The sequence below is a fragment of the Vibrio sp. 779(2023) genome, from assembly GCF_033344285.1.
GTDB classification, from domain to species: Bacteria; Pseudomonadota; Gammaproteobacteria; order Enterobacterales; family Vibrionaceae; genus Vibrio; species Vibrio alginolyticus.
Genome location: NZ_JAWPOM010000013.1, coordinates 14,208 through 37,826, shown reverse-complemented (window position 1 = coordinate 37,826; position 23,619 = coordinate 14,208). Strand labels below are relative to the sequence as shown.

Below are 23,619 nucleotides of genomic sequence, written 5' to 3'. Positions count from 1 at the left end.
AAGAGTATCTCAACGTTAACAGAGAACTTAAACGCTAAAAAGTGAGTGTCGTAGAAACCGGGCAATGGTCACTCAGTTTATAGTCGAGTACATCTTGTGTTTTGAAAACGGTTTGAACACCAGACGACGCCTTTAAATCACCACTCACAATAATGTGGTCTATCACCGAGCGGAATTGGTGGGTTTTATTCGGATTACGATTAGAACGCACTTTACATTCCGCTTTAGTGTCTTTAGTCACTAGCTTTGCACTAGTATTGTCCGATATCACGTCCCATAACCAATCTCCTTGATAACCCAAGTTGTGGTTAAAGTCGCCAAGCACGACATAATGTTGTTTGTTGTCCTCGCGCGCCTTTATCCACTTAGCTAGTGCCTGTCCTTGTTGTTTCACTATCTTACAATCGCGGTTATTACGATACGCGCCACTGCAACCCGCTTTCAGATGTACAGAGAGTAGGTGAGTCTCGTTTTCTTGGTTTGGATTTAAAACAAGGTAGCTCGCGAAGCGAAGCTTGCTGTTGCCTCGTGTGATAGAGAAGTCTGGCTTGTCTAATACGCTTACGCCATTGCGCACGGCAAAGCCTGTGTATTGGTTGGTGTCGTTAAACTGAAGGTGTCGGTTGGAGGCGTTTGAACGATCGGAAAGATAAATAGTGAAGTCATTGCCAACGGCTTTTTGGATGGCAGCAGCACTTTCGACTTCTTGAAAAGCAAAAATGTCGGCTTGTGTTTTATCCACATAGTGGGTCAGCTTTTCAAAATCTTGTGGTGTTCTCGACACTTTTCCACCATCTATAGATAACCATTCTATGTTCCAACTGGTTAGATTGATGGAGTTTTGAGCAAATGAAAGAGAACTAAAAAGTAATATTAACGTAACAAAAAGTGATCGCATTTTGGCCTGTTGCACTCCTATCTTTTAGCGTATTCCTTTCCATCCTTTATCCTACAAGACCTCCAAAAATAGCAAGTAGATTTAGTACCAATTTTGCAATTTTCATGGTTTTCTTCGCAACTGAGATCAACGCCAATAAGATCGATTTCTTCTTGTTCGCTAGCCAATCTTTATTGATCAAAATCAATGTTTTCGAGTGGTGCTTCTCGTTAAATACGCCACAATATATTGTGTTGCCAGAATAAAAAATAACCCCATATAGTGTGTTTGTGGATAACTCTGTGAGTATACTCGGGTAAGGAGAACAAAGTGAAACCAATCGTAATCAAACGCGACGGATCAAGAGCTCCGTTCAACAGGGATCGTATCCAAGCAGCAGTTGAAGCAGCAGCGGAAAACAAAGATAAGGATGTCGCTATTTATGCTCTTAATGTGGCTCTTGCTGTCGAGTTACAGTTAAGAGAACACGATGAAGTTCACATCCATGAGATTCAAGACTTAGTCGAAAATGAACTCATGCAAGGTCCTTACAAAGCCCTAGCGCGTTCTTACATTGAATATCGCCACGATCGCGACATCGCTCGTGAGAAGCAAAGTGCACTAACTCGCGAAATCGAAGGTTTGATTGAAGAAAGTAATCTGGATCTAATCAACGAGAACGCGAACAAAGACGGCAAAGTAATTCCGACTCAACGTGACTTGTTGGCTGGTATCGTAGCGAAACACTACGCGAAGACGCACATCCTTCCTCGCGATGTGGTTCAAGCGCACGAAGTGGGTGACATTCACTACCACGATTTAGACTACGCACCGTTCTTCCCAATGTTTAACTGTATGCTTATCGATCTTAAAGGCATGCTGACGCATGGTTTTAAAATGGGTAACGCTGAGATTGATACGCCAAAATCAATTTCGACTGCAACAGCGGTAACAGCACAAATCATTGCTCAAGTCGCGAGCCACATTTACGGCGGTACAACCATCAACCGTATTGATGAAGTTCTAGAGCCGTACGTAATCACAAGCTACGAGAAACACCTAGAGATCGCAAAAGAGTGGAACATTGCTGAGCCAGAAGAGTTCGCAAAAGCACGCACAGAGAAAGAGTGTTACGACGCGTTCCAATCTCTAGAATACGAAGTAAACACGCTACACACGGCGAACGGTCAAACACCATTCGTTACGTTTGGTTTTGGTCTTGGTACTAGCTGGGCATCACGCCTTATCCAGAAATCGATTCTGAAGAACCGAATTGCAGGTCTAGGTAAGAACCGTAAAACAGCGGTATTCCCTAAACTGGTATTCGGCATCAAAGATGGCTTGAACCACAAATCAGAAGATCCAAACTACGACATCAAGCAACTTGCGCTTGAGTGTGCGTCTAAGCGTATGTACCCAGACATTCTTAACTACGACAAAGTAGTGGAAGTAACGGGTTCATTCAAAACCCCAATGGGTTGCCGTAGCTTCCTTGGTACTTACGAAGAAAACGGTGAGCTGATTCACGAAGGTCGTAACAACCTTGGCGTCGTGAGCTTGAACCTTCCTCGTATCGCTATCCGTGCAAACGGAAGCGAAGAGAAATTCTACGAGCTTCTAAATGACCGCCTACGTCTTGCTCGTAAAGCACTAGAGACACGTATCTCTCGCCTTGAAAACGTGAAAGCACGTGTGGCCCCAATCCTATACATGGAAGGCGCATGTGGTGTTCGCTTGAAAGCAGACGACTCAATCGCAGATATCTTCAAGAACGGTCGTGCGTCTATTTCTCTTGGTTACATCGGTGTACACGAGACAATTAACGCGCTATTCGGTACAGAAGCGCACGTTTATGATGACGCTGTTTTGCGTGAAAAAGCGGTCGCGATCATCAAGCATCTAAAAGATGCTGTGAATCAATGGGCTGACGAAACAGGTTATGGTTTCAGCTTATATGCAACGCCAAGTGAAAACCTATGTAGCCGTTTCTGCCGCATCGATGCGAAAGAGTTCGGCGTAATTGAAGGCGTAACAGACAAAGGTTACTACACCAACAGCTTCCACCTAGATGTTGAGAAGAAGGTGAACCCATACGACAAGATCGACTTTGAGATGCCTTACCCAGAAATCTCAAGCGGCGGCTTTATCTGTTACGGCGAGTTCCCGAACATGCAACGTAACGTTGAAGCACTAGAAAACGTATGGGACTACAGTTACACCCGAGTGCCTTACTACGGAACTAACACGCCAATTGATGAGTGTTACGAGTGTGGTTACAACGGTGAGTTTGACTGTACAAGTAAAGGCTTCACTTGCCCAAGCTGTGGCAACCATGATTCAACCAAAGTGTCAGTGACACGTCGTGTTTGTGGCTACCTAGGCAGCCCAGATGCACGCCCGTTTAACTTCGGTAAGCAAGAAGAAGTGAAGCGCCGAGTTAAACACCTGTAAGGTTAACTACCACTCGTTTTACACTTTGAAAATCAACTTTAAACAGGTTGATTTTCTCTTTCGCGATAACACAGAGACGCATTATGAATTACCACCAATACTATCCAATTGACGTTGTTAACGGACCGGGTACGCGCTGTACGCTGTTTGTGTCGGGTTGTGTGCATCAGTGCCGTGGCTGTTATAACCAGTCGACGCAACGTTTGGATTCTGGTGTACTTTTCACGCAAGAAGCGGAAGACAAAATCATCGCTGACTTAAACGACACGCGTATCAAACGCCGTGGCTTGTCGTTGTCGGGTGGAGATCCGCTTCACCCTGCTAATGTGCCTCATATTTTGAAGATAGTGAAAAGGGTGAGAGAGGAGTGCCCAGGTAAAGACATTTGGGTTTGGACTGGCTACACGCTGACGGAACTGAATGACGCGCAAAGGGAAGTGGTGCAATACATCGATGTTTTGATTGATGGTAAGTTTGAACAAGACAAGAAAGACCTCAATCTCGAATGGCGTGGCAGTTCAAACCAAATCATTCATCGCTTTACGGACATCTAATCAAGCATTCTCCGCACATAAAAAGGGCTCACGCGTGCATAACGGGTGAGCCCTTTTGGTGTGAGTTCGTTAATGTCTTTTTGGTTACGCTGTCACCGATTGGTCATCTTCAACCATATTATTTATCCAACGTTTAGATTGAATACGGTAAGTCGTCAGTACGCCTTTCACTAACTCTTCCGCGAGCAGAGACATCAAGACAAAATGCAAAGGCAGCCCTAGCACCATGCCTGTGTAATAAGTAAGGGGGATGCCAATAGCCCACTGACCGAACGTGTCGATGAAAATGCTATAGCGAATATCAGCGCCACTCTTTAGTACGCCGCCAATCCCAACCATGTTAAACACCCTCAAAATCATACCTAGCGCCATGACTAAACATACGTTAAGTGCCATGTCTGCATCGGTTAACGGGCTCAGTACCAATAGGTGATGAATCATGGGCGAGCTCAACCACACTAGGAAAAACAGCAAGGTGGCTAAGATTGCGCTGGTTAACACATACCACCACGCCGTTTTCTCGACTCGGTCATAATGTTTTGCACCAATATCATTCCCAAGAAGAACGGATGCAGCGACCGCAAATCCCATAAAGGTTGAAATCAGTACCCCTTCAATCGGTGATAAGAATGAGATGATCGCCAGTTCTGAAACGCCCAATTGCCCATAGATGATGCTGTAAACGATCAATCCACCAGTCCAAAGCGCATCGTGGACCAACATGGGTAAAGAAACCTTAAAGTACTTTTTTCGATACTGTTTTAGGCGGCCTTGTACCCAATCGAACTTAGTCGGAATTAGGTAAGCATATCGTTTGTAGAAAAAATAAATCAAGACGGCGGTTTGGAAAAATCGAGAAACAAAACTACCTACGGCTGCACCAAATACGCCCCATTGAGGGAAACCAAATAAACCAAAAATCAAAACATAATTAAGCGCGACGTTAACGACAATGGCGGAGATACTAACGTTGGTTGCCAGTTTGGTTTGGCCCACGGAGCGCAATACCGCTTCAATCGGTACTACTATCGCCGTAGCAATGAGGCTAAAGCCCGTAACCACAAGATAATCACGTGCATAAGTGACGTATTCAGGATCGTCTGACATAAAAGAGACGATCTCTTCATCAAAAATCGCATAAAGAACGATAAACGGCAGCGTCACCAAAATGGAAATAAACCAAGATTGCGCCAACGTTCTGCGAATTCCGGCTAGGTTTCCTGAGCCGTAGTATTGAGAAGCAAGTACGGTAACTGCACCGCACAGGCCAAAGACAACCGCTAGGTTGAAGAAAAAGATACGATTTCCAACTCCAACTGCTGCCGTTGCAGATTCTCCGAGTAGGCTTACCATGAAAATATCCACGACGCCGAGCAAAGCAAAAAGCATGGACTGAAGTGAAACAGGTAGGCCAATCGTAATCAGCTTTTGCCAAAATGCTTTATCGATGTATTCGCGTGTTAAGAGCATCGCATTTCTCCTTAAAGATTAATGCGAGTAGTTTATCCTCATGATTTGGCGGTGTATTTTTCAAAGGAATCCAAAACCTTTGTAAAACTCTCTACTAACGCACATGTGAGCCAATAAATCATGGAAGATAAACAAGAACGCTACGCGATTTCAGAAAAAACTTATCAAGAGTTTATTGATCACAGTCGAGTATTAGCACTTGAGGAGAGAGGCATTGTGCAGTGCGGCATTGCCACTTGTCGTGACTTCTTCTCTGTTTATCGTAAAAACCAAAAGAAACACATGCTGCTCTATACGGTGCGTGGTAAAGGGTGGCTAGAGAGTGGGACTTATCGATACGATTTGGAACCGGGCTCGTTGATTACAGTACCCGCAGGTGTTGAAAACGGTTTTGGTATAGAAGAAGAACCTTGGCAGATCGCGTGGCTTTTTCTTGCTCCTGATAGAGAGTGGCCGATATTAGAATGTGATGTTCGCTATCAGCTTTCATCTACACCTGAAGTGATGTATGCATGTATCCAAACACTACTACGCAGCATTCACCTTCCAATCGATTATGGTGGTGCGGTAGGTGAGCATAGTGTGGCTCAGTTAGAGCTGATGTTAAACATGCCGCCCTCAGAGTCGATATCACGCAGCCAATTGAGGCTTCGGCGTGTATTTGACCTTGTCCAACGTCAGCTCCATAAGGATTGGAGCGTTGAGCAGGTGGCGGCTCTATATCCATGTTCGGAGCCTCATTTGCATCGACTGACTCAAAAGCAGTTTGGTCGAAGCCCAATGGCACATTTAACGCGTATGCGCATGGAATATGCTGCTAGGTTACTTCGTTCAACAGAATGGCCAATTCAGCATATTGGAGAAATAGTCGGATATCCGACAAGCGCTAACTTTAGTACACGTTTTAAAGCGTGGTCGACCATGACACCAAGAGAGTTTAGAAAAAACGGTAGAGTGGATTGGTACGACGAGGAGTGAATCGTTCTTTTTCTGAACGATAGAGCGCACAAAACTCACCGCAATCCAGAATTTTGTTCTCTAATTGATGAAATAAGTGAAAAATCATTTCGTCATTTTTTGCGATGGTGTTAACGTGAGGTTCGGTACTTGAATTTCAAAGGGTTATGACTTTCATGTTTTCTAATCTCCCAACTCCCGTATTAGATCCTATTTTATCTCTATCCGTTGCATACCGTAACGATGAACGTCCAAACAAGGTTGACCTTGGCATTGGCGTATACAAAAACAGCGCAGGCGAAACGCCGATTATGAAAGCCATTCAAATGGCGCAGGATGTCGTTGTTGAAACTCAAAAAACCAAGTCTTATGTTGGTCTTGCGGGTTGCGAAGAATTTAATAAAAGCATGATCGATTTGCTGCTGACGGGAACGTCTGCAATGGATCGTGTTGCAGCTATTCAAACGCCAGGTGCAAGTGGTGCGCTGCGTATGCTCGGTGATCTAATGAAGATCGCACAGCCAGATACGACGGTTTGGATTTCCAACCCAAGCTACGTAAACCACAAGCCAGTGATGGAAGCAGCAGGCCTTAAAGTTAAGTTCTACCACTATTTCTCTTCGGAAACGAAACAAGTAGACACCGCAAAAATGATGGATGATCTTGCGAAAGCTGGGCCTTCAGATGTGGTACTTCTTCATGGTTGTTGCCACAATCCAACTGGTGCGGATATTGATTTCTCTGCTTGGCAAGCCATTACAGAATTGTCGCAGAAGAACGGTTTCATCCCATTTGTGGACATTGCTTACCAAGGCTTCGGTGATGGCCTAGAAGAAGACGCAAAAGGTCTTCGTTTTATGGCAGATAACGTTGAAGAGATGTTGATTACTACTTCATGTTCGAAGAACTTTGGTCTGTACCGTGAACGAACTGGTGCAGCGATTGTGGTTGGTAAGAACATGCATGATGTAACCAATGCAAAAGGTAAACTCCTCACTCTAGCTCGCTCTACTTACACGATGCCACCCGACCATGGTGCAGCTTTAGTTAAGACCATTCTGCAAGATGACAATCTCACTTCCGTTTGGAAGCAAGAATTGAGTGAAATGCAACATCGTTTGGTTAGCCTTCGTCAAAGTTTGTGTAACGAGTTGAGAAACAACCATAATACAGATCAATTTGATTTCATTGAGGGTCACAAAGGCATGTTTACTGTGCTAGGCTTTAGTGGAAACCAAATGGCGCAACTGCGTGAAGATTATGGCATTTATGGTGTTGGCGATGGTCGAATTAACATTGCCGGACTTACCGAAACTCATATTCCATACGTAGCGGACGCAATTAAGAAAGTATCTCAAGCTTAATTGGAGTGTGGATGAAAAACTGGAAACTGATTCTGCCGCTTATGATGAGCGGCAGTTTAATTGCTTGTACGTCAACTCAAACGACGCAGGAACCTGTTGAGCCAGAGTCGCCAAAGGTCGAAGAGCCCGTTAAAGTCGAGCCAGAAGTGAAACCTGATGTAGATCCAAAGCCAGAGGTGGAGCCCAAACCAGAAGCGAAACCTGAGAAAAAGCCGGAACCAAAGCCTAAGAAGCCAGTCAAGGTCACAAAAACACCCGATGGCATGTTAATTCTTGGTTCTGAAGAATGGGTTTATGTTCCTGAAATTGACCAGACTTTCAAGGCTAGAGTCGATACAGGTGCGACAACATCATCAATTAGTGCGACTGACATTGTTCCGTTTGAGCGTGATGGTAAAGACTGGGTTAAATTTAAGATAGATTTAGGTGACAAAGACACCAAAGAATTTAAAGTACCCGTTGAGCGCTGGGCTAAAGTTAAGCAGTCTTCGTCAGAAGAGGTGGATAAACGAGCGGTGGTAAAAGCCTACATTACCGTTGGGGATCACAAAGAAAAGACAGAGTTTACGTTAGCGGATCGCGGACATATGACGTTTCCAATTTTGCTTGGTCGAAGCTTTTTTAGAGATATTGCCGTTGTGGATGTATCGAAAAAATATGTGCAAGATAAACCTAAAAAAACCGCTAAAAACTGATGTATTAAAGCTAGTTTCTGCTACAAGCTAATAATTCTTGATTAGCAAAAAATGGCCTCCAAAATCGGAGGCTATTTTTATTGAATCATATGCTTGCTTGTGATGCCTGGTAGTCATATCCACTAAAATGCAAAACGAGCAGACATTACAATTTGCTGGCCATAGACACCATTATTTTTGAAATCTGCACCAAGCGATAGTTGTTGAGTTGAGTGGAATCGTGCGCCCAGATTGTAAATGGTGTTCGAATCGTCATTATCTATGATTTGGCCGATACGGCCATGTAGCTCAACATTTTGCATAAACCAAATACGAGTGCCAATATTCACTTCCGTGCGCCACTCGTCACCCACTTTATCACTGCCGTTCTCTTTAATGTTGTGTACCAACATTTGGCCATAAATATCTGCAAATTGGCCTGCTGGCCCATTAAAGCCTATACCACCAGCAATGTCCCAGTCTCCGCTAAACTCACTGTCTGCGCGAGCAATGAAATGGGTATTCTCTGTAAAGTAGGTATTGAACTCGCCACCAAATGTACCAGGGCTAGTGCCCATGCGAAATTCCATCGTGTTGTAGTTGAAATTATTTGCATGTGCGGAAAGTGGCAAAATAGCACACAAACCAAAGGCTGCAACCTTTAGAGCTTTACCTAGCATGGTGTCTCCGGGCAAGATGATTAAAATGAACAAAAAAATGGTCTGCAAAAAGCAGACCAAGATTGATAAAGCTATCATTTTAAGTGCTTGCCGTCACTATTTAGCTGTAATCGTCACTACATCATGTTGATATGCACAGCAATCGGGGTTTGTTTTACATGACTACGAGTTGTTCGACTTCAATCTCTGGTTTGTTCCCGCCTTCAAATTCGCCAAACAGACGGACTTTAGTCGTGTGATCAATCGGAGTATTTAGCTGAATATCGTCATCGAGTTCGACCATCACTTCACCGGAACCATCGCTAAAGACAAACTTATCCGCGCGAACTTGACGCAATAAGTTACCTTCAACGACCACATCTTTTTCAGTAAACATATTGGAGTCGTTTAGCAAGGCATCCAATTTTTCCACAGTGACAGGACCGTTAAACTGCAAGTTTGATTGGTTTTGAGCGTTATCTTTCGCGAACGCGATAGAAGGAGCAATAGCTAAGGCGGCGATTGTTGCGATAATTGTATTCTTTTTCATGTTACATCCTCATCGGTTTGTTTTGATGGGGTCATTAAAACAGGGCTTGTTTGAACCAATGATGATTTCAACATTCATATTCTATTCATTTGCTTGAGTAAGTGGGGACGATGACGTTATGATTGTTCATCTTCCTCTATTCCTTACGAATGTTCATGAAATCAGCGATCCCATCTTTAATGGTTCAAGGCACCACTTCGGATGCCGGAAAAAGTGTCCTTGTGGCAGGTTTATGCCGTGTATTAGCAAGAAAAGGGATAAATGTTGCCCCATTTAAGCCACAAAACATGGCACTAAATAGTGCGGTAACCAAAGATGGCGGTGAAATAGGTCGAGCACAGGCCGTTCAGGCACAGGCGTGTAATATTGAGCCAACCGTACATATGAATCCGGTTTTGATTAAACCTAACAGTGATACAGGTGCTCAGATCATTTTGCAGGGTAAGGCGATTTCCAATATGGATGCGGCTGGCTTTCATGATTACAAGAAAGTGGCGATGGACACGGTGTTAGATTCCTTCTCTCGTCTGACTCAAGAATTTGATTCGATCATTATCGAGGGCGCGGGGAGTCCTGCTGAAATCAATTTACGAGAAGGCGATATTGCAAACATGGGTTTTGCTGAGGCCGCTGATGTACCAGTGATCATTGTCGCTGATATTGATCGTGGTGGAGTGTTTGCACATTTGTACGGAACACTTGCGTTACTTTCTGAATCTGAACAAGCGCGAGTAAAAGGATTTGTTATCAACCGTTTTCGAGGTGATATTCGTTTATTGCAATCGGGCCTCGATTGGCTAGAAGAAAAAACAGGTAAACCTGTACTTGGTGTACTTCCTTTTCTTCATGGTTTGAATTTAGAAGCAGAAGACGCGATCACTGCGCAGCAAGAGTTGCACTCTGAGGTAAAACTGAATGTTGTTGTGCCTGTTTTAACCCGGATTAGTAATCATACTGATTTTGATGTGCTGCGATTGAATCCAGACATCAATCTACGTTATGTAGGTAAAGGCGAAAAAATAGATAAAGCCGACCTGGTTATTTTGCCTGGGACCAAATCAGTGAGAGACGATCTGGAGTATCTAAGAAGCCAAGGGTGGGATAACGATATATTACGTCATATTCGTCTTGGTGGAAAAGTGATTGGTATCTGTGGCGGCTACCAGATGCTTGGAAACTTGATTGATGATCCAAACGGCGTCGAAGGCCAACCAGGTCAAAGCGAAGGACTTGGCTTGCTTGATATCACTACGACGCTAACTAACAGCAAACAGCTTACAAACACACAAGCACAGCTTTCTCTTAACGGCAAAACAGCCAATGTAAAGGGTTATGAAATCCACGTAGGGCGAAGTGAAGTACGGGGCCTGCAACCTCTTACATTCAGTTCCGGTGAAGCGGAAGGGGCGATCAGCGAGTGTGGCCAAATCATGGGAACCTACCTTCACGGGTTCTTTGACGAGGCAGATGTCTTAAGCCTGGTATCAGAATGGGTAAACGGCACCCAAATCAAACAACAAGACTTTGAAGAGTTAAAGGAGCAAGGCATTAATCGCATCGCAGATGCGATAGAACAACATATGCGCCTTGATTTTTTGTTTAAATAGCACATTAACTGATTGAACTTTATATTCAAATAACCTGTTCTTTCGCTTGCCTTGTATTGGAGTATCTCTATGAAAGCATGGAAACAGCATGCTTGCCTTGCGGCAGTATTAAGCATTTCATTTTCAGCAAACGCAGCAACGAACCTAAAAGTGTATGCAGCCTCTTCTATGACGAATGCGATTAACGAGATCGCGCAAAACTTTGAAGAAAAGTATGACGTTTCTATCACTCCCGTTTATGGTGGTTCTTCTTCTATCGCTCGACAAATTATCAATGGCGCACCAGCGGATGTATTCATTTCTGCGAACACGAAATGGATGGATTATTTGGTCGATAAAGACGTCATTTATCGTGACAATGTCACAAATCTAGTGCGCAATAGCTTAGTGTTGATTGCTCCCCAGTCTTCAGAATTAAGCTCATTTAACTTTTCTGATACAAAGGCATGGGAGAAGGCATTGCATGGAAATCGTCTTGCTTTAGGCAATCCGACGTCAGTACCTGCTGGTATGTACGCGAAAGAGTCATTGACTACACTGGGTGTATGGAAAGCGGTTCAAACTCACGTCGCACCAGCAAAGAATGTGCGCTTAGCTTTGGCGTTGGTTGAACGTGGAGAAGCGCCTTTAGGTGTGGTCTACAAAACCGATGCTCAGTTAACTGATAAAGTCAAAATTCTCGGCGAATTTGCGAGTGATACGCATGCGGCTATTGTTTACCCGGCTGCAATTGTGAATGATTCTACTGAGTCGGAGCAGTTCTTCCAGTACCTAAAATCGGACGAAGCCGCACGCGTTTTTGCTCAATATGGCTTTCAGCAATAAACCGGCCTTCAATTATAGGAACTAAGCGTGACAGAACTGGAATACCAAGCCTTAATGTTAAGCCTCAAAGTAGGCGCGTACGCAGTACTTTGGCTGATTCCTCTCGGCGTTTTTCTTGCTTGGCTACTTTCTCGAAAAACGTTCTTTGGTAAATCGATTCTCGATAGCTTAATTCATTTACCACTGGTATTGCCGCCAGTGGTAATCGGCTATTTATTGTTGATTTCTTTAGGACGACAAGGGGTCCTTGGAAAGTGGCTCTATGAAAACTTAGGGGTAGTATTTAGCTTTAATTGGAAAGGGGCAGTAGTCGCTTGTATTGTCGTGGCTTTGCCTTTGATGGTTCGTTCAGTACGCTTAAGCTTAGATAGCGTCGACCCTAAATTGGAGCACGCAGCCTCTACGTTAGGCGCTTCTCCTTTAAAAGTGTTTCTCACCATCACGTTACCACTGACCATTCCCGGAATTATTACGGGCACGATGCTGTCATTTGCTCGTAGTCTTGGCGAATTCGGGGCGACGATCAGTTTCGTCTCTAACATTCCGGGTGAGACCCAAACGATTCCGCTGGCAATGTACAACTTTATTGAAACGCCAGGTGCAGAAATGCAGGCGGCTCGTCTGTGTATCATTTCTATCGCGTTAGCCTTGTCTACATTAATGATCTCTGAATGGCTAAATCGTAAAGCGGCAAGCAGATTGGGTGCGAAGCAATGACGATTAAAGTCCAATTTAAACAAATGCTTGGTGAGACTGACTTCGACATCAAACTTAAGTTACCCTGTAATGGAATTAGTGCCTTGTTTGGACGATCTGGTGCAGGTAAAACGACATTGATTAACATCATCAGCGGATTGGTCACTCCAAGACAAGGGTATGTTGCGGTTGGTGAGCATGTTTTGTTTGACAGTGAACAGGGAATCAACCTACCAACGCACAAGCGTGGTATTGGTTATGTGTTTCAGGATTCACGTTTGTTTCCTCACTATTCGGTTCAAGGCAATTTGTTATATGGCGTTAAAGAAAAAGATGACGAGTATTTTGATGCAGTCACCGAACTCTTGTCTATCAAACCGTTACTAAAGCGCTTTCCGGTATCACTTTCTGGTGGTGAAAAGCAACGTGTTGCGATTGCGCGCGCATTGCTATCTAAACCCAATTTGCTTTTGATGGATGAGCCACTTGCCTCACTCGATATGCCAAGAAAGCGTGAGGTAATGCCTTTTCTTGAGGAGTTGTCGGAGAAGGTAAATATCCCTATTATCTATGTCACACACAGTCTCCAGGAAATTTTAAGGCTTGCTCAGCACCTTGCAATTATTGACCAAGGTAAAATTTCGAGTTCAGGTAAGCTTGAGGAAGTGTGGGCTTCTCATGCTATGCGTCCATGGCAATCTTTCTCAGATCAAAGCAGCTTATTTGAAGGCCGGATTGCTGAACATCATGAACGTTATGCACTGACTTGTATCAGCCTTGCACCTAATGTATTCCTGTGGGTGCAAAAGATTGACGGAACACCAGACACGCCAATACGCTTGCAAGTGCGTGCCAACGACGTTTCTATCACGCTCGAGCAACCCAAGGCGACGTCGATTCGAAATATTTTGCCTGCTATTGTCGATTCCATCGAGGCGTTTAACGCAGCCGATGACAAGCAGAGTATTAATGTATCACTCAAGCTAGACGAGAAATGTTATTTGTGGGCAACGATCACACCGTGGGCCCTTGATGATCTCAACCTAAAAGTTGGTAGCCGTGTTTTTGCACAAATTAAAGGTGTCAGTGTGACACAAAAAGATATGGCACTAGCGCCTCATTAACCGTTTAGACTGATTTACGCTTCATGATCAAAAAAGGCCGCAAAGTGCGGCCTTTGTTACTAGAAGAATGTCGGAATTACTTCGCGAATACTTCTTTGAATTCACGCTTAAGAAGTGGGTCACGACGTGCTTTCTTAAGTTGCTTAACCATGTCTTTCACACAGTTGTGAAGCACATTATCAAGTAGTTGAGCACGGTATTCTTCTTTATCTTCATCTGTCATGTTTTCTGGCAGATTAAGAGTCGGAAACTCTTCCATCACATTAATACCAGCGAATGCTTGGCCTACAGAAACTAGAGCATGAAACTGTTCAAAGTTGTCTAGAATGTTCTGTGCACTTGCTGGCATTTCGTCCCATGATTCACGTACCGCTTCTTCAGACACTTCATGGATAGAGGTAACCATTTCGAACATTTGCTCTGGAACTTCGTCAAATTCGATAACTTTACGTAGCTCTGGAGAAATGCTGGCTAGATCGATTTTTTTGCTTTCGCTGTTAGTTGCTTCTGACATGGTGTGTCTCTCATTACAAAAAGGCGGGAATATTAATACCAAATGCATCAAATAGCTATACCCATTAGTCCGCAAGATGACCAAAGTGAATGAGTTTGTTGAACTTCTGCTCACAGGCCATGATTAGATAGGGTAACGTTCAGTCTAACTGCTTTATGCAATGGATTCCGTGATATTCAAACAAAAATATAGCACTTAATTATGAGTCGAATGCAACAACTCTATGAGTATGGTATATGTTTAATAAAGACATAATTAAAAATGGAACGCGTTATGCAACCGACAGGGACATCGATGCGAATCCTTCTGGTTGACGATGTTCAGCTAGACAGGATGCAGTTGGCTATTCGTCTAAAGCAACTTGGACATATTGTAAAAGCCGTAGGTAGTGGACTAGAGGCGTTAAATACCTATGAGAGTTTTGATCCGGAACTGGTGTTACTCGATATATCAATGCCAGATATGAACGGTTTTGAAGTCTCTCTTCATATAAGAGAAACGTTTCCGGATTGGATCCCAATTATTTTCTTGAGTAGTCACGAAGAGCCAGAAATGATTGCTAAAGCCATAGATGCGGGCGGTGATGACTATTTAATTAAGCCGGTAGATAAACTGGTACTGAACTCTAAACTTATCGCAATGCAGCGTATTGCTCATATGAGACGAGAGCTTAAGCAAGCGACAGCTCAATTGGAGCAGGTTAATCAACTTTTGACTCAGCAAGCGAATGAAGATGGCCTAACCAAACTCTATAACCGCCGTTATATCGACCATAAGTTGGAATCGATGGTTGCATGGCATGGCCGTCACAACATGCCAATGGCTTTGATTCTATTGGACGTCGATTTTTTTAAACCGTTTAATGATAATTACGGTCATATTGAAGGCGATCGTTGCTTGCAAGCGATTGCGAATCAACTCAAGGCTACTTTTTGTCGCTCTGGGGAATATGTAGGTCGATATGGTGGAGAAGAGTTTGTTGTGTTGCTAGGGTGTACCGACACTCAAACAGCAGAAAGAGAAGCCGAGCGTATACAAGAGGCTATGTATTTTCTCGATTACCCACATGAGTATTCTAGTGTGTCAAGTAGAGTGACGGTGTCACAGGGTGTTTTTGTTTTTCAACCGACAGGGAAAGAAGTGCAATCAGATTTGTATGCGACAGTTGATAAAGCACTATATACATCAAAATCTTTGGGAAGAAACACACATACTGTGGTTAATTCTTTTTAAAAACAAAATCTTATGAATATTACTCTTTTTGTTGCGTTGTCACTTTTTGGTGGTTATTTTAAAGCTAACTCAAAGTAAGATAGGCAAACAGTGCGAACGGAATGTCGCAATCGGGCGTATACCTTATACCTTTGATTAGATTGATAACATCAGGATAGTGGCAACGATGAGTGCAGTTATTATGCTGATGGGGAAGTTCGGTTTTGTTGTAAACCCAGACAAGCTTGTTAACTTTCACGATTGGTGAGGGTCTAACGAAGCTTTATGCAGTTACGTCCGGCCTTTTTCGCTTTGTAAAGTGCTTCGTCCGCTGATTTAATGACGTCCAGAGGAGCTTGCCCATTCCGGCTATCAGCAACTCCGAAACTTGCGGTAACAAAAACCGACTTTCTTTTCGAACTGTTGCTACCACGACGTTTTTGTCCTTGTTTATGGTTCTCAGGGCGAGATTCTTCATCGCGTAATATCATCTCGTATTCTGCAATCGTTTTGCGAGCTTCTTCCAAAAAGTTCTTACATTCGTCAGCGTATTTGCCTTTAAAAACGATGGTAAATTCTTCTCCGCCAAATCGATAAACTTTTGCGCCGCCTGGGGTTTTAGTGAGGCGCGAAGCGACCATTTTTAGAACGTCATCACCAGTATCGTGACCGTAGGTGTCGTTAAACTTTTTAAAATGATCAACATCAAGCATTGCGATCGTGAACTTCTTACCCATGTGTTTTAGATCGAGATCAAGTGCACGTCTGCTCGGAATCAGCGTTAGGCTATCGGTGAAAGCCAGTTGATGGCTAGCGGAAGCGGCATAAATAATGATAAGCAGCCCTGTTAGCGTAAACATGGTGCTTGATATGTACTGCACATCAAAGAAAATGAACGTCGCAGACGCCAATACCATGGCAGAGTAGGTCATCGCATGGATAATTTCATTCTTCTTTAAAACAAGGATTCCAAGAAAACAGACAATACCCACGCAATATAAAACAAGAATTAAAGGCAGTTTAGAGACCGTCGGTACAATAAATAAAATACCGCTTGTCCATTGTTCAAACCCTCCTTCAACGTAATATGCTAGCGTTAGATAAGACCAAAGAACGAACATTGCTAACATCAAGATGTAAGTCAACATGGCTCTAGAGTCAAAACCTTCTTTACTAAACAAAAATACCGTAAGAAACGAGACAGGAAGTAACGTGGCTAAAATGGTTAGCTCAAGTAAAGCGGTACCACTTTGAAGCGGGACTTGTAGGCGGTGCTGTATCACGAAGTAGGCTAGCAACATTGCCAAGCACACCATGGACTCTCTGCCTTGCTTAAATGAATAACAAAGGAGTAGCGCACAACCTAATAGTATGTACGGCAAGTTTGCGGCAATGCCCCAGTTTGCCTGAGTCATCTGAATAATGCTGTCCATGCCCGAACTCACTATGCCCAGTAGCAAAAAAGGGAATAAGAATCTGAAGCCTGATGAAGTCATTGACGATGAGGACATCTATTACAAACTGCCTGAAAATAGTTGACTATATAATTGGTTAGGTAAATCGTTTTATCAATATGGATATTTATCCGTTATTGAATTTCGAACTTTGAGAATTAGCAAGAATACGTCTATTTGTTCCTTTTCCCAAGTATTTTGGAAGACATTACGGCAAAAAGAGAGAGATTGATTAAATTAAGAGCAATCAATAAGTTGTTATAAACAAGTCGTTGCTATACTCATTTCATAGGAAAAAGGAGATTTACAGATGCAGATAAGCTCAGATGTGCACAATTACATGGAAACATTAGTAGGCCAGGTTCTCAGTTTGCCCGAATTTTTAGAACAGTATGACAACGAACAGTTAGCCGATATTGCTTGCCTTGCGCTTATCCAGCTCAAGCCTGTCTATATCCGTCATGATATTGATTTTTTGTCTTCACTTCCTGAACAAAAATTAAGCCAGTTTAAGCAAAGCGCGGATATAGCGGTGAAAAACGCCGCAGAAATGGTGAAAGAAGACAGGCGTAAGAACCGAGAGTATGATGTGCCTGTAATTTTTTCCCATACTAGTTATGATGATGACAAAGAGTTGGATTGGTATGAAAAACCGATCCTTAACGTTAATATTAAGTAAGAGTCGCTCAGTTGACTAGTGAGCTGACCCAAGGAGGAATCGTGGGATTTTTTTCGCGTTTGTTTGGTGGTAGTGAGAAAACGGTTGAAGCCAAAAATATCGAGCCAGTTGAGTATAAAGGTTTCTTTATTTACCCAGAGAGCCTTTCAGAGGGCGGACAATATCGCATCGCTGGTCGAATAGAAAAGCATGACAATGATGAAGTGAAAACACATCGGTTTATTCGCTCCGATTTACTTGGCTCAGAGCAAGATGCCAATGACCTTATGTTGAAGAAATCTCAAATGTTTATTGATCAAATGGGCGATAAAATCTTCGACTAGCAATTTACTGCAATTTGATTCCAGTCATCTTAAAAAGAGCCATTAGTGTATATGCTAGTGGTTCTTTCTTTTTAACGCTTAAATCTCTGTTAAGTCAGTATTTAATCGTTACCTGGTTAGACCTCAGTCTAGTACGGTGTTGCGTTGTTATTTTTCGAGCACAGAGCGACAATCATTCATTACTTAGCGTTATATGTAATGAAATTTAGTATTTAAATTACAAAACACTTGAAGTAATGAGACGCGTTCGATACAAACAGAATAATAACAGGGCTGTTAGTCAAGGTGTTATTGTGCAAATGGGTGTCCCCAAACATCATCTTTCGTTTGCAATTGTCTTGCGTGGTAAACAGATAGAAATAAAAAAGAATTAGAGTAGAGCGACGCTCTGTTTTGGGACTAATTTATTGATATGTATACAAGGAGTATGCGTTTTGCAAATCGGTGTACCTAAAGAGATACTCGCGGGTGAATCGCGAGTGGCTGCATCGCCGAAGTCGGTTGAGCAGTTAATAAAATTGGGATTCGATGTCGCGATTGAATCCCAAGCGGGGGTGCTAGCGAGTTTCGATGATGCCGCTTATGAAGCAGCTGGTGCGAAAATCGTTTCTAGTGAAGAAGTTTGGGCATCTGGCCTTATTTTAAAAGTTAATGCGCCAATTGTGGATGATGAGCAAGGCATTGACGAAATTGCGTTACTGCAAGATGGAGCAACACTGGTTAGCTTTATTTGGCCGGCTCAAAATGCTGAGTTGATGGAACAACTTTCCAGTAAGAACATTAACGTTCTTGCCATGGATTCCGTTCCTCGTATCTCACGAGCACAAGCCTTAGACGCGCTATCTTCGATGGCTAATATCGCTGGTTATCGTGCAGTGGTTGAGGCAGCTCATGAGTTTGGTCGTTTCTTTACAGGTCAAATTACGGCTGCCGGTAAAGTACCTCCAGCGAAAGTATTGGTTGCGGGTGCTGGCGTCGCTGGCTTGGCGGCTATCGGTGCTGCAGGTAGCTTAGGTGCTATTGTCCGTGCGTTTGACGTTCGCCCAGAAGTAAAAGAGCAAGTTGAATCGATGGGCGCTGAGTTCCTGACCGTTGACTTTCAAGAAGAGTCAGGCTCTGGGGATGGCTACGCAAAAGAAATGTCTGATGACTTCAACAAAAAAGCGGCAGAGTTATACGCAGAGCAAGCTAAAGATGTTGATATCATTATTACGACCGCGCTCATCCCTGGTAAACCTGCGCCGAAGTTGATCACCAAAGAAATGGTCGACAGCATGAAAGCGGGCAGTGTAATTGTCGACTTGGCAGCTGCTAATGGCGGTAACTGTGAATATACAGTGAAAGACCAAGTTATCATGACGGATAACGGCGTAAAAATTGTTGGTTACACTGACATGGTTGGTCGTTTGCCAACACAATCTTCTCAGCTTTACGCGACAAACCTTGTTAACCTTCTAAAACTGCTGTGTAAAGAGAAAGATGGCAACATCAATATTGATTTTGAAGATGTTGTTATCCGTGGCGTTACCGTGGTGAAAGAAGGTGAAGTTACTTGGCCAGCGCCACCAATTCAGGTTTCAGCTCAGCCGCAAGTGAAACAAGAACAGCCTGTGAAGCCAGAGCCTAAAGTAGAAGAACCTACGTCTCCAACGAAGAAAATTATTGGTGTGGCAGCGGCTGTTGGAGCCTTTGCATGGGTTGCATCGGTTGCTCCGGCAGCGTTTCTTTCTCACTTTACTGTATTTGTTCTAGCGTGTGTTGTCGGATACTACGTAGTATGGAATGTTACCCATGCACTTCATACTCCACTAATGTCAGTAACGAATGCTATCTCTGGCATTATTGTCGTTGGTGCATTACTGCAAATTGGACAAGGTAATGGCGTCGTTTCATTCCTATCTTTTATTGCCGTATTGATCGCGAGTATCAATATCTTCGGTGGTTTCACCGTCACCAAGCGTATGCTTGAAATGTTCCGCAAAGATAAATAGGAGTCACAATGTCTGCAGGATTAGTACAAGCAGCTTACATTGTTGCTGCATTATTTTTCATCATGAGTTTGGCGGGGCTTTCAAAGCAAGAGTCTGCTCGTAATGGTAACTACTACGGTATCGCTGGTATGACGATCGCGCTGATAGCGACGATCTTTAGCCCAGATGCGCAAGGTTTTGGTTGGATCATTATCGCGATGGCGATAGGTGGTGCGATCGGTATTTTCTATGCGAAGAAAGTAGAAATGACCGAGATGCCAGAACTGGTTGCGATTCTACACAGCTTTGTAGGTTTAGCTGCGGTTTTAGTTGGCTACAACAGTTACCTAGATGCGCCAGAAGCAGCAACACATGCTGAGCATGTTATCCACCTTGTAGAAGTATTCTTGGGTGTGTTCATCGGTGCCGTAACTTTCACCGGTTCAATTGTCGCATTTGGTAAGCTGCGTGGTGTGATTTCTTCGTCGCCACTTAACCTGCCTCATAAGCACAAAATGAACCTCGCAGCGGTTGTTATTTCTACGCTTCTTATGATCTACTTCGTAAAAGCAGATGGCAGCATGTTCGCTCTTATTGTGATGACTTTGATCGCGTTCGCATTCGGCTACCATTTAGTCGCTTCAATCGGTGGTGCTGATATGCCAGTTGTTGTCTCTATGTTGAACTCATACTCAGGTTGGGCAGCAGCGGCAGCAGGTTTCATGCTAGCAAATGATCTATTGATTGTAACAGGTGCTTTGGTAGGTTCATCAGGTGCGATTCTTTCTTACATCATGTGTAAAGCAATGAACCGTTCGTTTATCAGTGTTATTGCCGGTGGTTTTGGTCAAGAGATAGTGATTTCAGGTGACGAAGAGCAGGGCGAATATCGTGAAACAACGGCTGAAGAAGTTGCAGAGATGTTGAAGAACTCAAAATCAGTAATCATCACTCCAGGATATGGCATGGCAGTAGCTCAGGCACAATACCCTGTTCATGAAATTACTGATGTACTTCGTTCACAAGGTATTGAAGTTCGCTTTGGGATTCACCCAGTAGCGGGTCGTCTACCGGGGCATATGAATGTGTTACTCGCTGAAGCAAAAGTACCGTATGATATCGTTCTTGAAATGGATGAAATCAATGATGACTTTGCAGAAACCGATACCGTATTGGTTATCGGTGCTAACGATACGGTCAACCCAGCCGCACTGGAAGATCCGAACAGCCCAATCGCTGGTATGCCCGTATTGGAGGTATGGAACGCGAAAAACGTAGTGGTATTCAAGCGCTCAATGAATACTGGTTACGCAGGAGTACAGAACCCACTGTTCTTCAAAGAAAATACATCAATGCTATTTGGTGATGCGAAAGAAAGTGTTGAGTCTATTTTTAAAGCACTTTAACCATTCTTGATTTAAAACTATACAGGGTCAGCAATCGCTGGCCCTTTTTTGTTCCGTTTCAATGTTATAGTAATGCAAATCCTTCTGTTAGCTGATGTCAATTGCTTGTAGATTGATGTATAGTTTTGGCTAATGTAACAAGTGACGGTAACAGTTTGATTAAAAAGTTTTTGCTCGGTTTTGCAACTGTATTGCCGCTTTTTTCGGCACCTGCATTTTCCGATTCACTACCAGAAAGAATAGATACGTTTACAGAGCTATTTAACTATGAAGTAGCTCTTAAGTCGTACGATATTCGTATTCTGCAATCAAATTATCCTACCAAGTTACTTGCGCCAGATTCGCTTCTGCCGCAAACGTCTGACTATCCGTTAAAAGATATCCAACAGCTTTACAGCTTGGCGAATACTTGTCGTGGCAAATTACCATTAAGTCCTTTAATTACTGAGCCTTTAGTATTTACAAGAGCTATTTGTAAAGGGACGCAGCTGACACCTCGTTGGTTCTCGCGTAGTGGTCTCATTCACCCTGGTGGTGGGACGTACGCGGCACGTTATGTGGATAAGTATCCAGAACTCAAACCCAAACTATCTCAGTACATGCATATAAAAGAGCGTGATAACGAGGAAGGGGATGAGTTGCTAGAAAGCTTGAAAAACATGGATGACGACGCCATTAATGCTTTGATTGCAGGCGCGAGCATGTTTATTGAAGGTAACGAACTTTGGCTAAGACGTGGTGACCGTTACTTTGTTTTCGAGAAAGATATCTGGCAAGAGAACGTAGCGAATGCGGGTCTGTCATACGCTCTAGCCTCTCAAAGCAAAAGTTGCTTTGTTAAACGAGGCAATATTTGTTGGGATGTAGAAGATCACTCGCAAGTTTTGCGGATCAGTATGATCATACTGGTAATCGCCAATATTCTTTTGGTGATTGGTTGGGCGGTATACCGTTGGAATAGCAAGCGAGAAGAACTACGTAGTAGAATGCTCGTGTTGCAAATTTTAACGCATGAGCTCAGAACACCGATTGCATCTCTATCACTAACGGTTGAGGGCTTTCGTCGAGAGTTCGAGCATTTGCCTGAAAGTGTGTATGACGAATTCCGCAGATTGTGTGAAGATACGCGCCGCCTGCGTCAATTGGCAGAAGCGAGTAAAGATTATTTGCAATCTGATAACCAAATGCTTGCAACAGACTGGGTACCATCCGTTGCAGATTGGTTAGAATTTAAGATCGAAGAAGAATTTGATAGTGCCGTGCTTTTTAACATCAATGAAGATGTGGCTGCTAAAGTTAATGTGTACTGGTTAGGAACTTGTATCGATAACTTGCTTCGTAATGCGCTTAAGTACGGTGTCGCACCGGTTGAATTGGATGTCTCAACTAGTGAAGAAAAAATAGTATTCCAAGTCCGAGATGCAGGAGGCCTAACGGCTAAAGATTGGGCAAATTTGAAGAAACCGTTCGTAAGTAAGAGCGGGTTAGGACTTGGATTAACAATCGTTGAATCTATGGTAGGCCGCATGGGCGGAAAAATGTCCTTAATGGGACCACCTACAACTTTTATATTGGAGATACCTTGTGAAACAGACACTGCTTCTCGTTGAGGACGATAAAAACTTGGCTGACGGCCTGTTAGTAAGCCTGGAACAAGCAGGATATGAGTGTTTACATGTGGAGCGTATTGCAGACGTAGAGCCACAATGGAAAAAAGCTGACTTGGTAATTCTCGATCGCCAACTCCCAGATGGTGACTCTGTACAATGTCTCCCAGAATGGAAACAGATTAAAGACGTACCAGTTATCTTGTTAACGGCACTTGTTACCGTAAAAGATAAAGTTGCAGGCCTTGATTCCGGCGCGAACGACTACTTAACAAAGCCTTTTGCTGAAGCGGAGCTTTTTGCGAGAATCCGTGCACAGCTACGAGCACCGGATTCAGCAGAACAAAGCAACGCTGATAAAGTGATTACAAAAGACTTAGAGATTGACCGCTCGACTCGTGAAGTGACTTATAAAGACGAGCTAATTACGCTTACTCGAACAGAGTTTGATTTGCTGCTATTTTTGGCGTCAAACTTAGGTCGCGTGTTTACTCGTGATGAGCTACTTGACCACGTTTGGGGTTACAATCACTTCCCGACAACACGTACGGTTGATACACATGTATTACAGCTTCGTCAAAAACTGCCAGGACTGGAAATTGAAACACTTCGTGGTGTTGGCTACAAGATGAAAGCATAAGTCGTA

The 23,619-nt window shown here is 43.4% G+C and carries 22 protein-coding genes; 16 read left to right on the top strand and 6 right to left on the bottom strand.

Annotated elements, in window-relative coordinates; all coding sequences use genetic code 11:
* Nucleotides 1-34: 34 nt before the first annotated feature.
* Nucleotides 35-898 carry an endonuclease/exonuclease/phosphatase family protein gene (locus tag R8O70_RS16360; RefSeq protein WP_213903776.1) on the bottom strand — a complete coding sequence of 288 codons (864 nt, stop codon included), beginning with the start codon at nucleotides 896-898 and terminating at the stop codon, nucleotides 35-37.
* 309 nt (nucleotides 899-1,207) lie between these two features.
* Here R8O70_RS16360 and nrdD point away from each other — a divergent pair, with 309 nt between their 5' ends.
* Together nrdD and nrdG are read left to right on the top strand one after the other, a co-directional pair.
* Nucleotides 1,208-3,328, top strand: a complete 2,121-nt coding sequence (nrdD, locus tag R8O70_RS16355; RefSeq protein ID WP_005388026.1) for an anaerobic ribonucleoside-triphosphate reductase — start codon at nucleotides 1,208-1,210, stop codon at nucleotides 3,326-3,328.
* An 83-nt stretch (nucleotides 3,329-3,411) separates the two neighbouring features.
* Nucleotides 3,412-3,882, top strand: a complete 471-nt coding sequence (gene nrdG / locus R8O70_RS16350) for an anaerobic ribonucleoside-triphosphate reductase-activating protein (protein ID WP_005376213.1) — start codon at nucleotides 3,412-3,414, stop codon at nucleotides 3,880-3,882.
* An 84-nt stretch (nucleotides 3,883-3,966) separates the two neighbouring features.
* Here the strand turns inward: nrdG and R8O70_RS16345 are convergent, their stop codons facing one another.
* Complete coding sequence (locus R8O70_RS16345; RefSeq protein WP_005388027.1) at nucleotides 3,967-5,352, bottom strand: MATE family efflux transporter; 1,386 nt, start codon at nucleotides 5,350-5,352, stop codon at nucleotides 3,967-3,969.
* A 120-nt stretch (nucleotides 5,353-5,472) separates the two neighbouring features.
* On the opposite strand from R8O70_RS16345, the gene R8O70_RS16340 reads away from it, so the two are divergent.
* From R8O70_RS16340 to R8O70_RS16330, 3 genes are all read left to right on the top strand, one after another.
* Nucleotides 5,473-6,330: an AraC family transcriptional regulator gene (locus tag R8O70_RS16340; protein ID WP_005388028.1), complete on the top strand. Its 858-nt coding sequence runs from the start codon at nucleotides 5,473-5,475 to the stop codon at nucleotides 6,328-6,330.
* A 155-nt stretch (nucleotides 6,331-6,485) separates the two neighbouring features.
* The gene (locus R8O70_RS16335) at nucleotides 6,486-7,673 is read left to right on the top strand and encodes an aromatic amino acid transaminase (protein ID WP_017634625.1); all 1,188 of its coding nucleotides are present in this window, start codon (nucleotides 6,486-6,488) and stop codon (nucleotides 7,671-7,673) included.
* Nucleotides 7,674-7,684: 11 nt separating this feature from the next.
* The gene (locus R8O70_RS16330) at nucleotides 7,685-8,368 is read left to right on the top strand and encodes an ATP-dependent zinc protease (RefSeq protein ID WP_005388032.1); all 684 of its coding nucleotides are present in this window, start codon (nucleotides 7,685-7,687) and stop codon (nucleotides 8,366-8,368) included.
* 122 nt (nucleotides 8,369-8,490) lie between these two features.
* Here the strand turns inward: R8O70_RS16330 and R8O70_RS16325 are convergent, their stop codons facing one another.
* Together R8O70_RS16325 and R8O70_RS16320 are read right to left on the bottom strand one after the other, a co-directional pair.
* Nucleotides 8,491-9,027, bottom strand: a complete 537-nt coding sequence (locus tag R8O70_RS16325; protein ID WP_017634623.1) for a hypothetical protein — start codon at nucleotides 9,025-9,027, stop codon at nucleotides 8,491-8,493.
* 154 nt (nucleotides 9,028-9,181) lie between these two features.
* Entirely contained in the window at nucleotides 9,182-9,556 is a 375-nt protein-coding gene (locus R8O70_RS16320; protein WP_005376220.1) for a YgiW/YdeI family stress tolerance OB fold protein, read from the bottom strand.
* A gap of 155 nt (nucleotides 9,557-9,711) precedes the next feature.
* On the opposite strand from R8O70_RS16320, the gene R8O70_RS16315 reads away from it, so the two are divergent.
* The 4 genes from R8O70_RS16315 (at nucleotide 9,712) to modC (ending at nucleotide 13,808) form a co-directional block, all read left to right on the top strand.
* Nucleotides 9,712-11,163 (top strand): cobyric acid synthase, encoded by a 1,452-nt coding sequence (locus R8O70_RS16315; protein WP_047101159.1) that lies wholly within the window; start codon nucleotides 9,712-9,714, stop codon nucleotides 11,161-11,163.
* A gap of 69 nt (nucleotides 11,164-11,232) precedes the next feature.
* The gene (modA, locus tag R8O70_RS16310; protein ID WP_318184266.1) at nucleotides 11,233-11,988 is read left to right on the top strand and encodes a molybdate ABC transporter substrate-binding protein; all 756 of its coding nucleotides are present in this window, start codon (nucleotides 11,233-11,235) and stop codon (nucleotides 11,986-11,988) included.
* 27 nt (nucleotides 11,989-12,015) lie between these two features.
* On the top strand, nucleotides 12,016-12,705 hold the full coding sequence (gene modB, locus R8O70_RS16305) for a molybdate ABC transporter permease subunit (protein ID WP_054575444.1): 690 nt from the start codon (nucleotides 12,016-12,018) through the stop codon (nucleotides 12,703-12,705).
* Complete coding sequence (gene modC, locus R8O70_RS16300) at nucleotides 12,702-13,808, top strand: molybdenum ABC transporter ATP-binding protein ModC (protein WP_005388041.1); 1,107 nt, start codon at nucleotides 12,702-12,704, stop codon at nucleotides 13,806-13,808. Before modB ends, modC begins: the two co-directional genes overlap by 4 nt.
* A 76-nt stretch (nucleotides 13,809-13,884) precedes the next feature.
* Here modC and R8O70_RS16295 read toward each other — a convergent pair whose 3' ends face one another.
* Entirely contained in the window at nucleotides 13,885-14,322 is a 438-nt protein-coding gene (locus tag R8O70_RS16295; RefSeq protein WP_005376232.1) for a DUF3069 domain-containing protein, read from the bottom strand.
* 273 nt (nucleotides 14,323-14,595) lie between these two features.
* Here R8O70_RS16295 and R8O70_RS16290 point away from each other — a divergent pair, with 273 nt between their 5' ends.
* Nucleotides 14,596-15,555, top strand: a complete 960-nt coding sequence (locus R8O70_RS16290; RefSeq protein WP_171053575.1) for a diguanylate cyclase — start codon at nucleotides 14,596-14,598, stop codon at nucleotides 15,553-15,555.
* A gap of 251 nt (nucleotides 15,556-15,806) precedes the next feature.
* Here R8O70_RS16290 and R8O70_RS16285 read toward each other — a convergent pair whose 3' ends face one another.
* Nucleotides 15,807-17,045, bottom strand: coding sequence for a sensor domain-containing diguanylate cyclase (locus tag R8O70_RS16285; RefSeq protein ID WP_213903779.1), 1,239 nt, complete (start codon nucleotides 17,043-17,045; stop codon nucleotides 15,807-15,809).
* 253 nt (nucleotides 17,046-17,298) lie between these two features.
* Here R8O70_RS16285 and R8O70_RS16280 point away from each other — a divergent pair, with 253 nt between their 5' ends.
* From R8O70_RS16280 to vxrB, 6 genes are all read left to right on the top strand, one after another.
* Nucleotides 17,299-17,667 carry a late competence development ComFB family protein gene (locus tag R8O70_RS16280; RefSeq protein ID WP_005376241.1) on the top strand — a complete coding sequence of 123 codons (369 nt, stop codon included), beginning with the start codon at nucleotides 17,299-17,301 and terminating at the stop codon, nucleotides 17,665-17,667.
* Nucleotides 17,668-17,708: 41 nt separating this feature from the next.
* A complete protein-coding gene (locus tag R8O70_RS16275) occupies nucleotides 17,709-17,990 on the top strand; it encodes an HlyU family transcriptional regulator (protein ID WP_213903780.1) in 282 nt (93 codons plus the stop codon).
* 434 nt (nucleotides 17,991-18,424) lie between these two features.
* Nucleotides 18,425-19,981, top strand: coding sequence for a Re/Si-specific NAD(P)(+) transhydrogenase subunit alpha (locus R8O70_RS16270; protein ID WP_054575447.1), 1,557 nt, complete (start codon nucleotides 18,425-18,427; stop codon nucleotides 19,979-19,981).
* A gap of 8 nt (nucleotides 19,982-19,989) precedes the next feature.
* Nucleotides 19,990-21,366, top strand: coding sequence for a Re/Si-specific NAD(P)(+) transhydrogenase subunit beta (pntB, locus tag R8O70_RS16265; RefSeq protein ID WP_005376248.1), 1,377 nt, complete (start codon nucleotides 19,990-19,992; stop codon nucleotides 21,364-21,366).
* A gap of 155 nt (nucleotides 21,367-21,521) precedes the next feature.
* Nucleotides 21,522-22,976 carry a sensor histidine kinase VxrA gene (gene vxrA, locus R8O70_RS16260; protein ID WP_025767766.1) on the top strand — a complete coding sequence of 485 codons (1,455 nt, stop codon included), beginning with the start codon at nucleotides 21,522-21,524 and terminating at the stop codon, nucleotides 22,974-22,976.
* Entirely contained in the window at nucleotides 22,951-23,613 is a 663-nt protein-coding gene (gene vxrB / locus R8O70_RS16255; protein ID WP_005376251.1) for a response regulator transcription factor VxrB, read from the top strand. The genes vxrA and vxrB overlap by 26 nt, the downstream gene beginning before the upstream one ends.
* The last annotated feature ends 6 nt before the right edge of the window (nucleotides 23,614-23,619 follow it).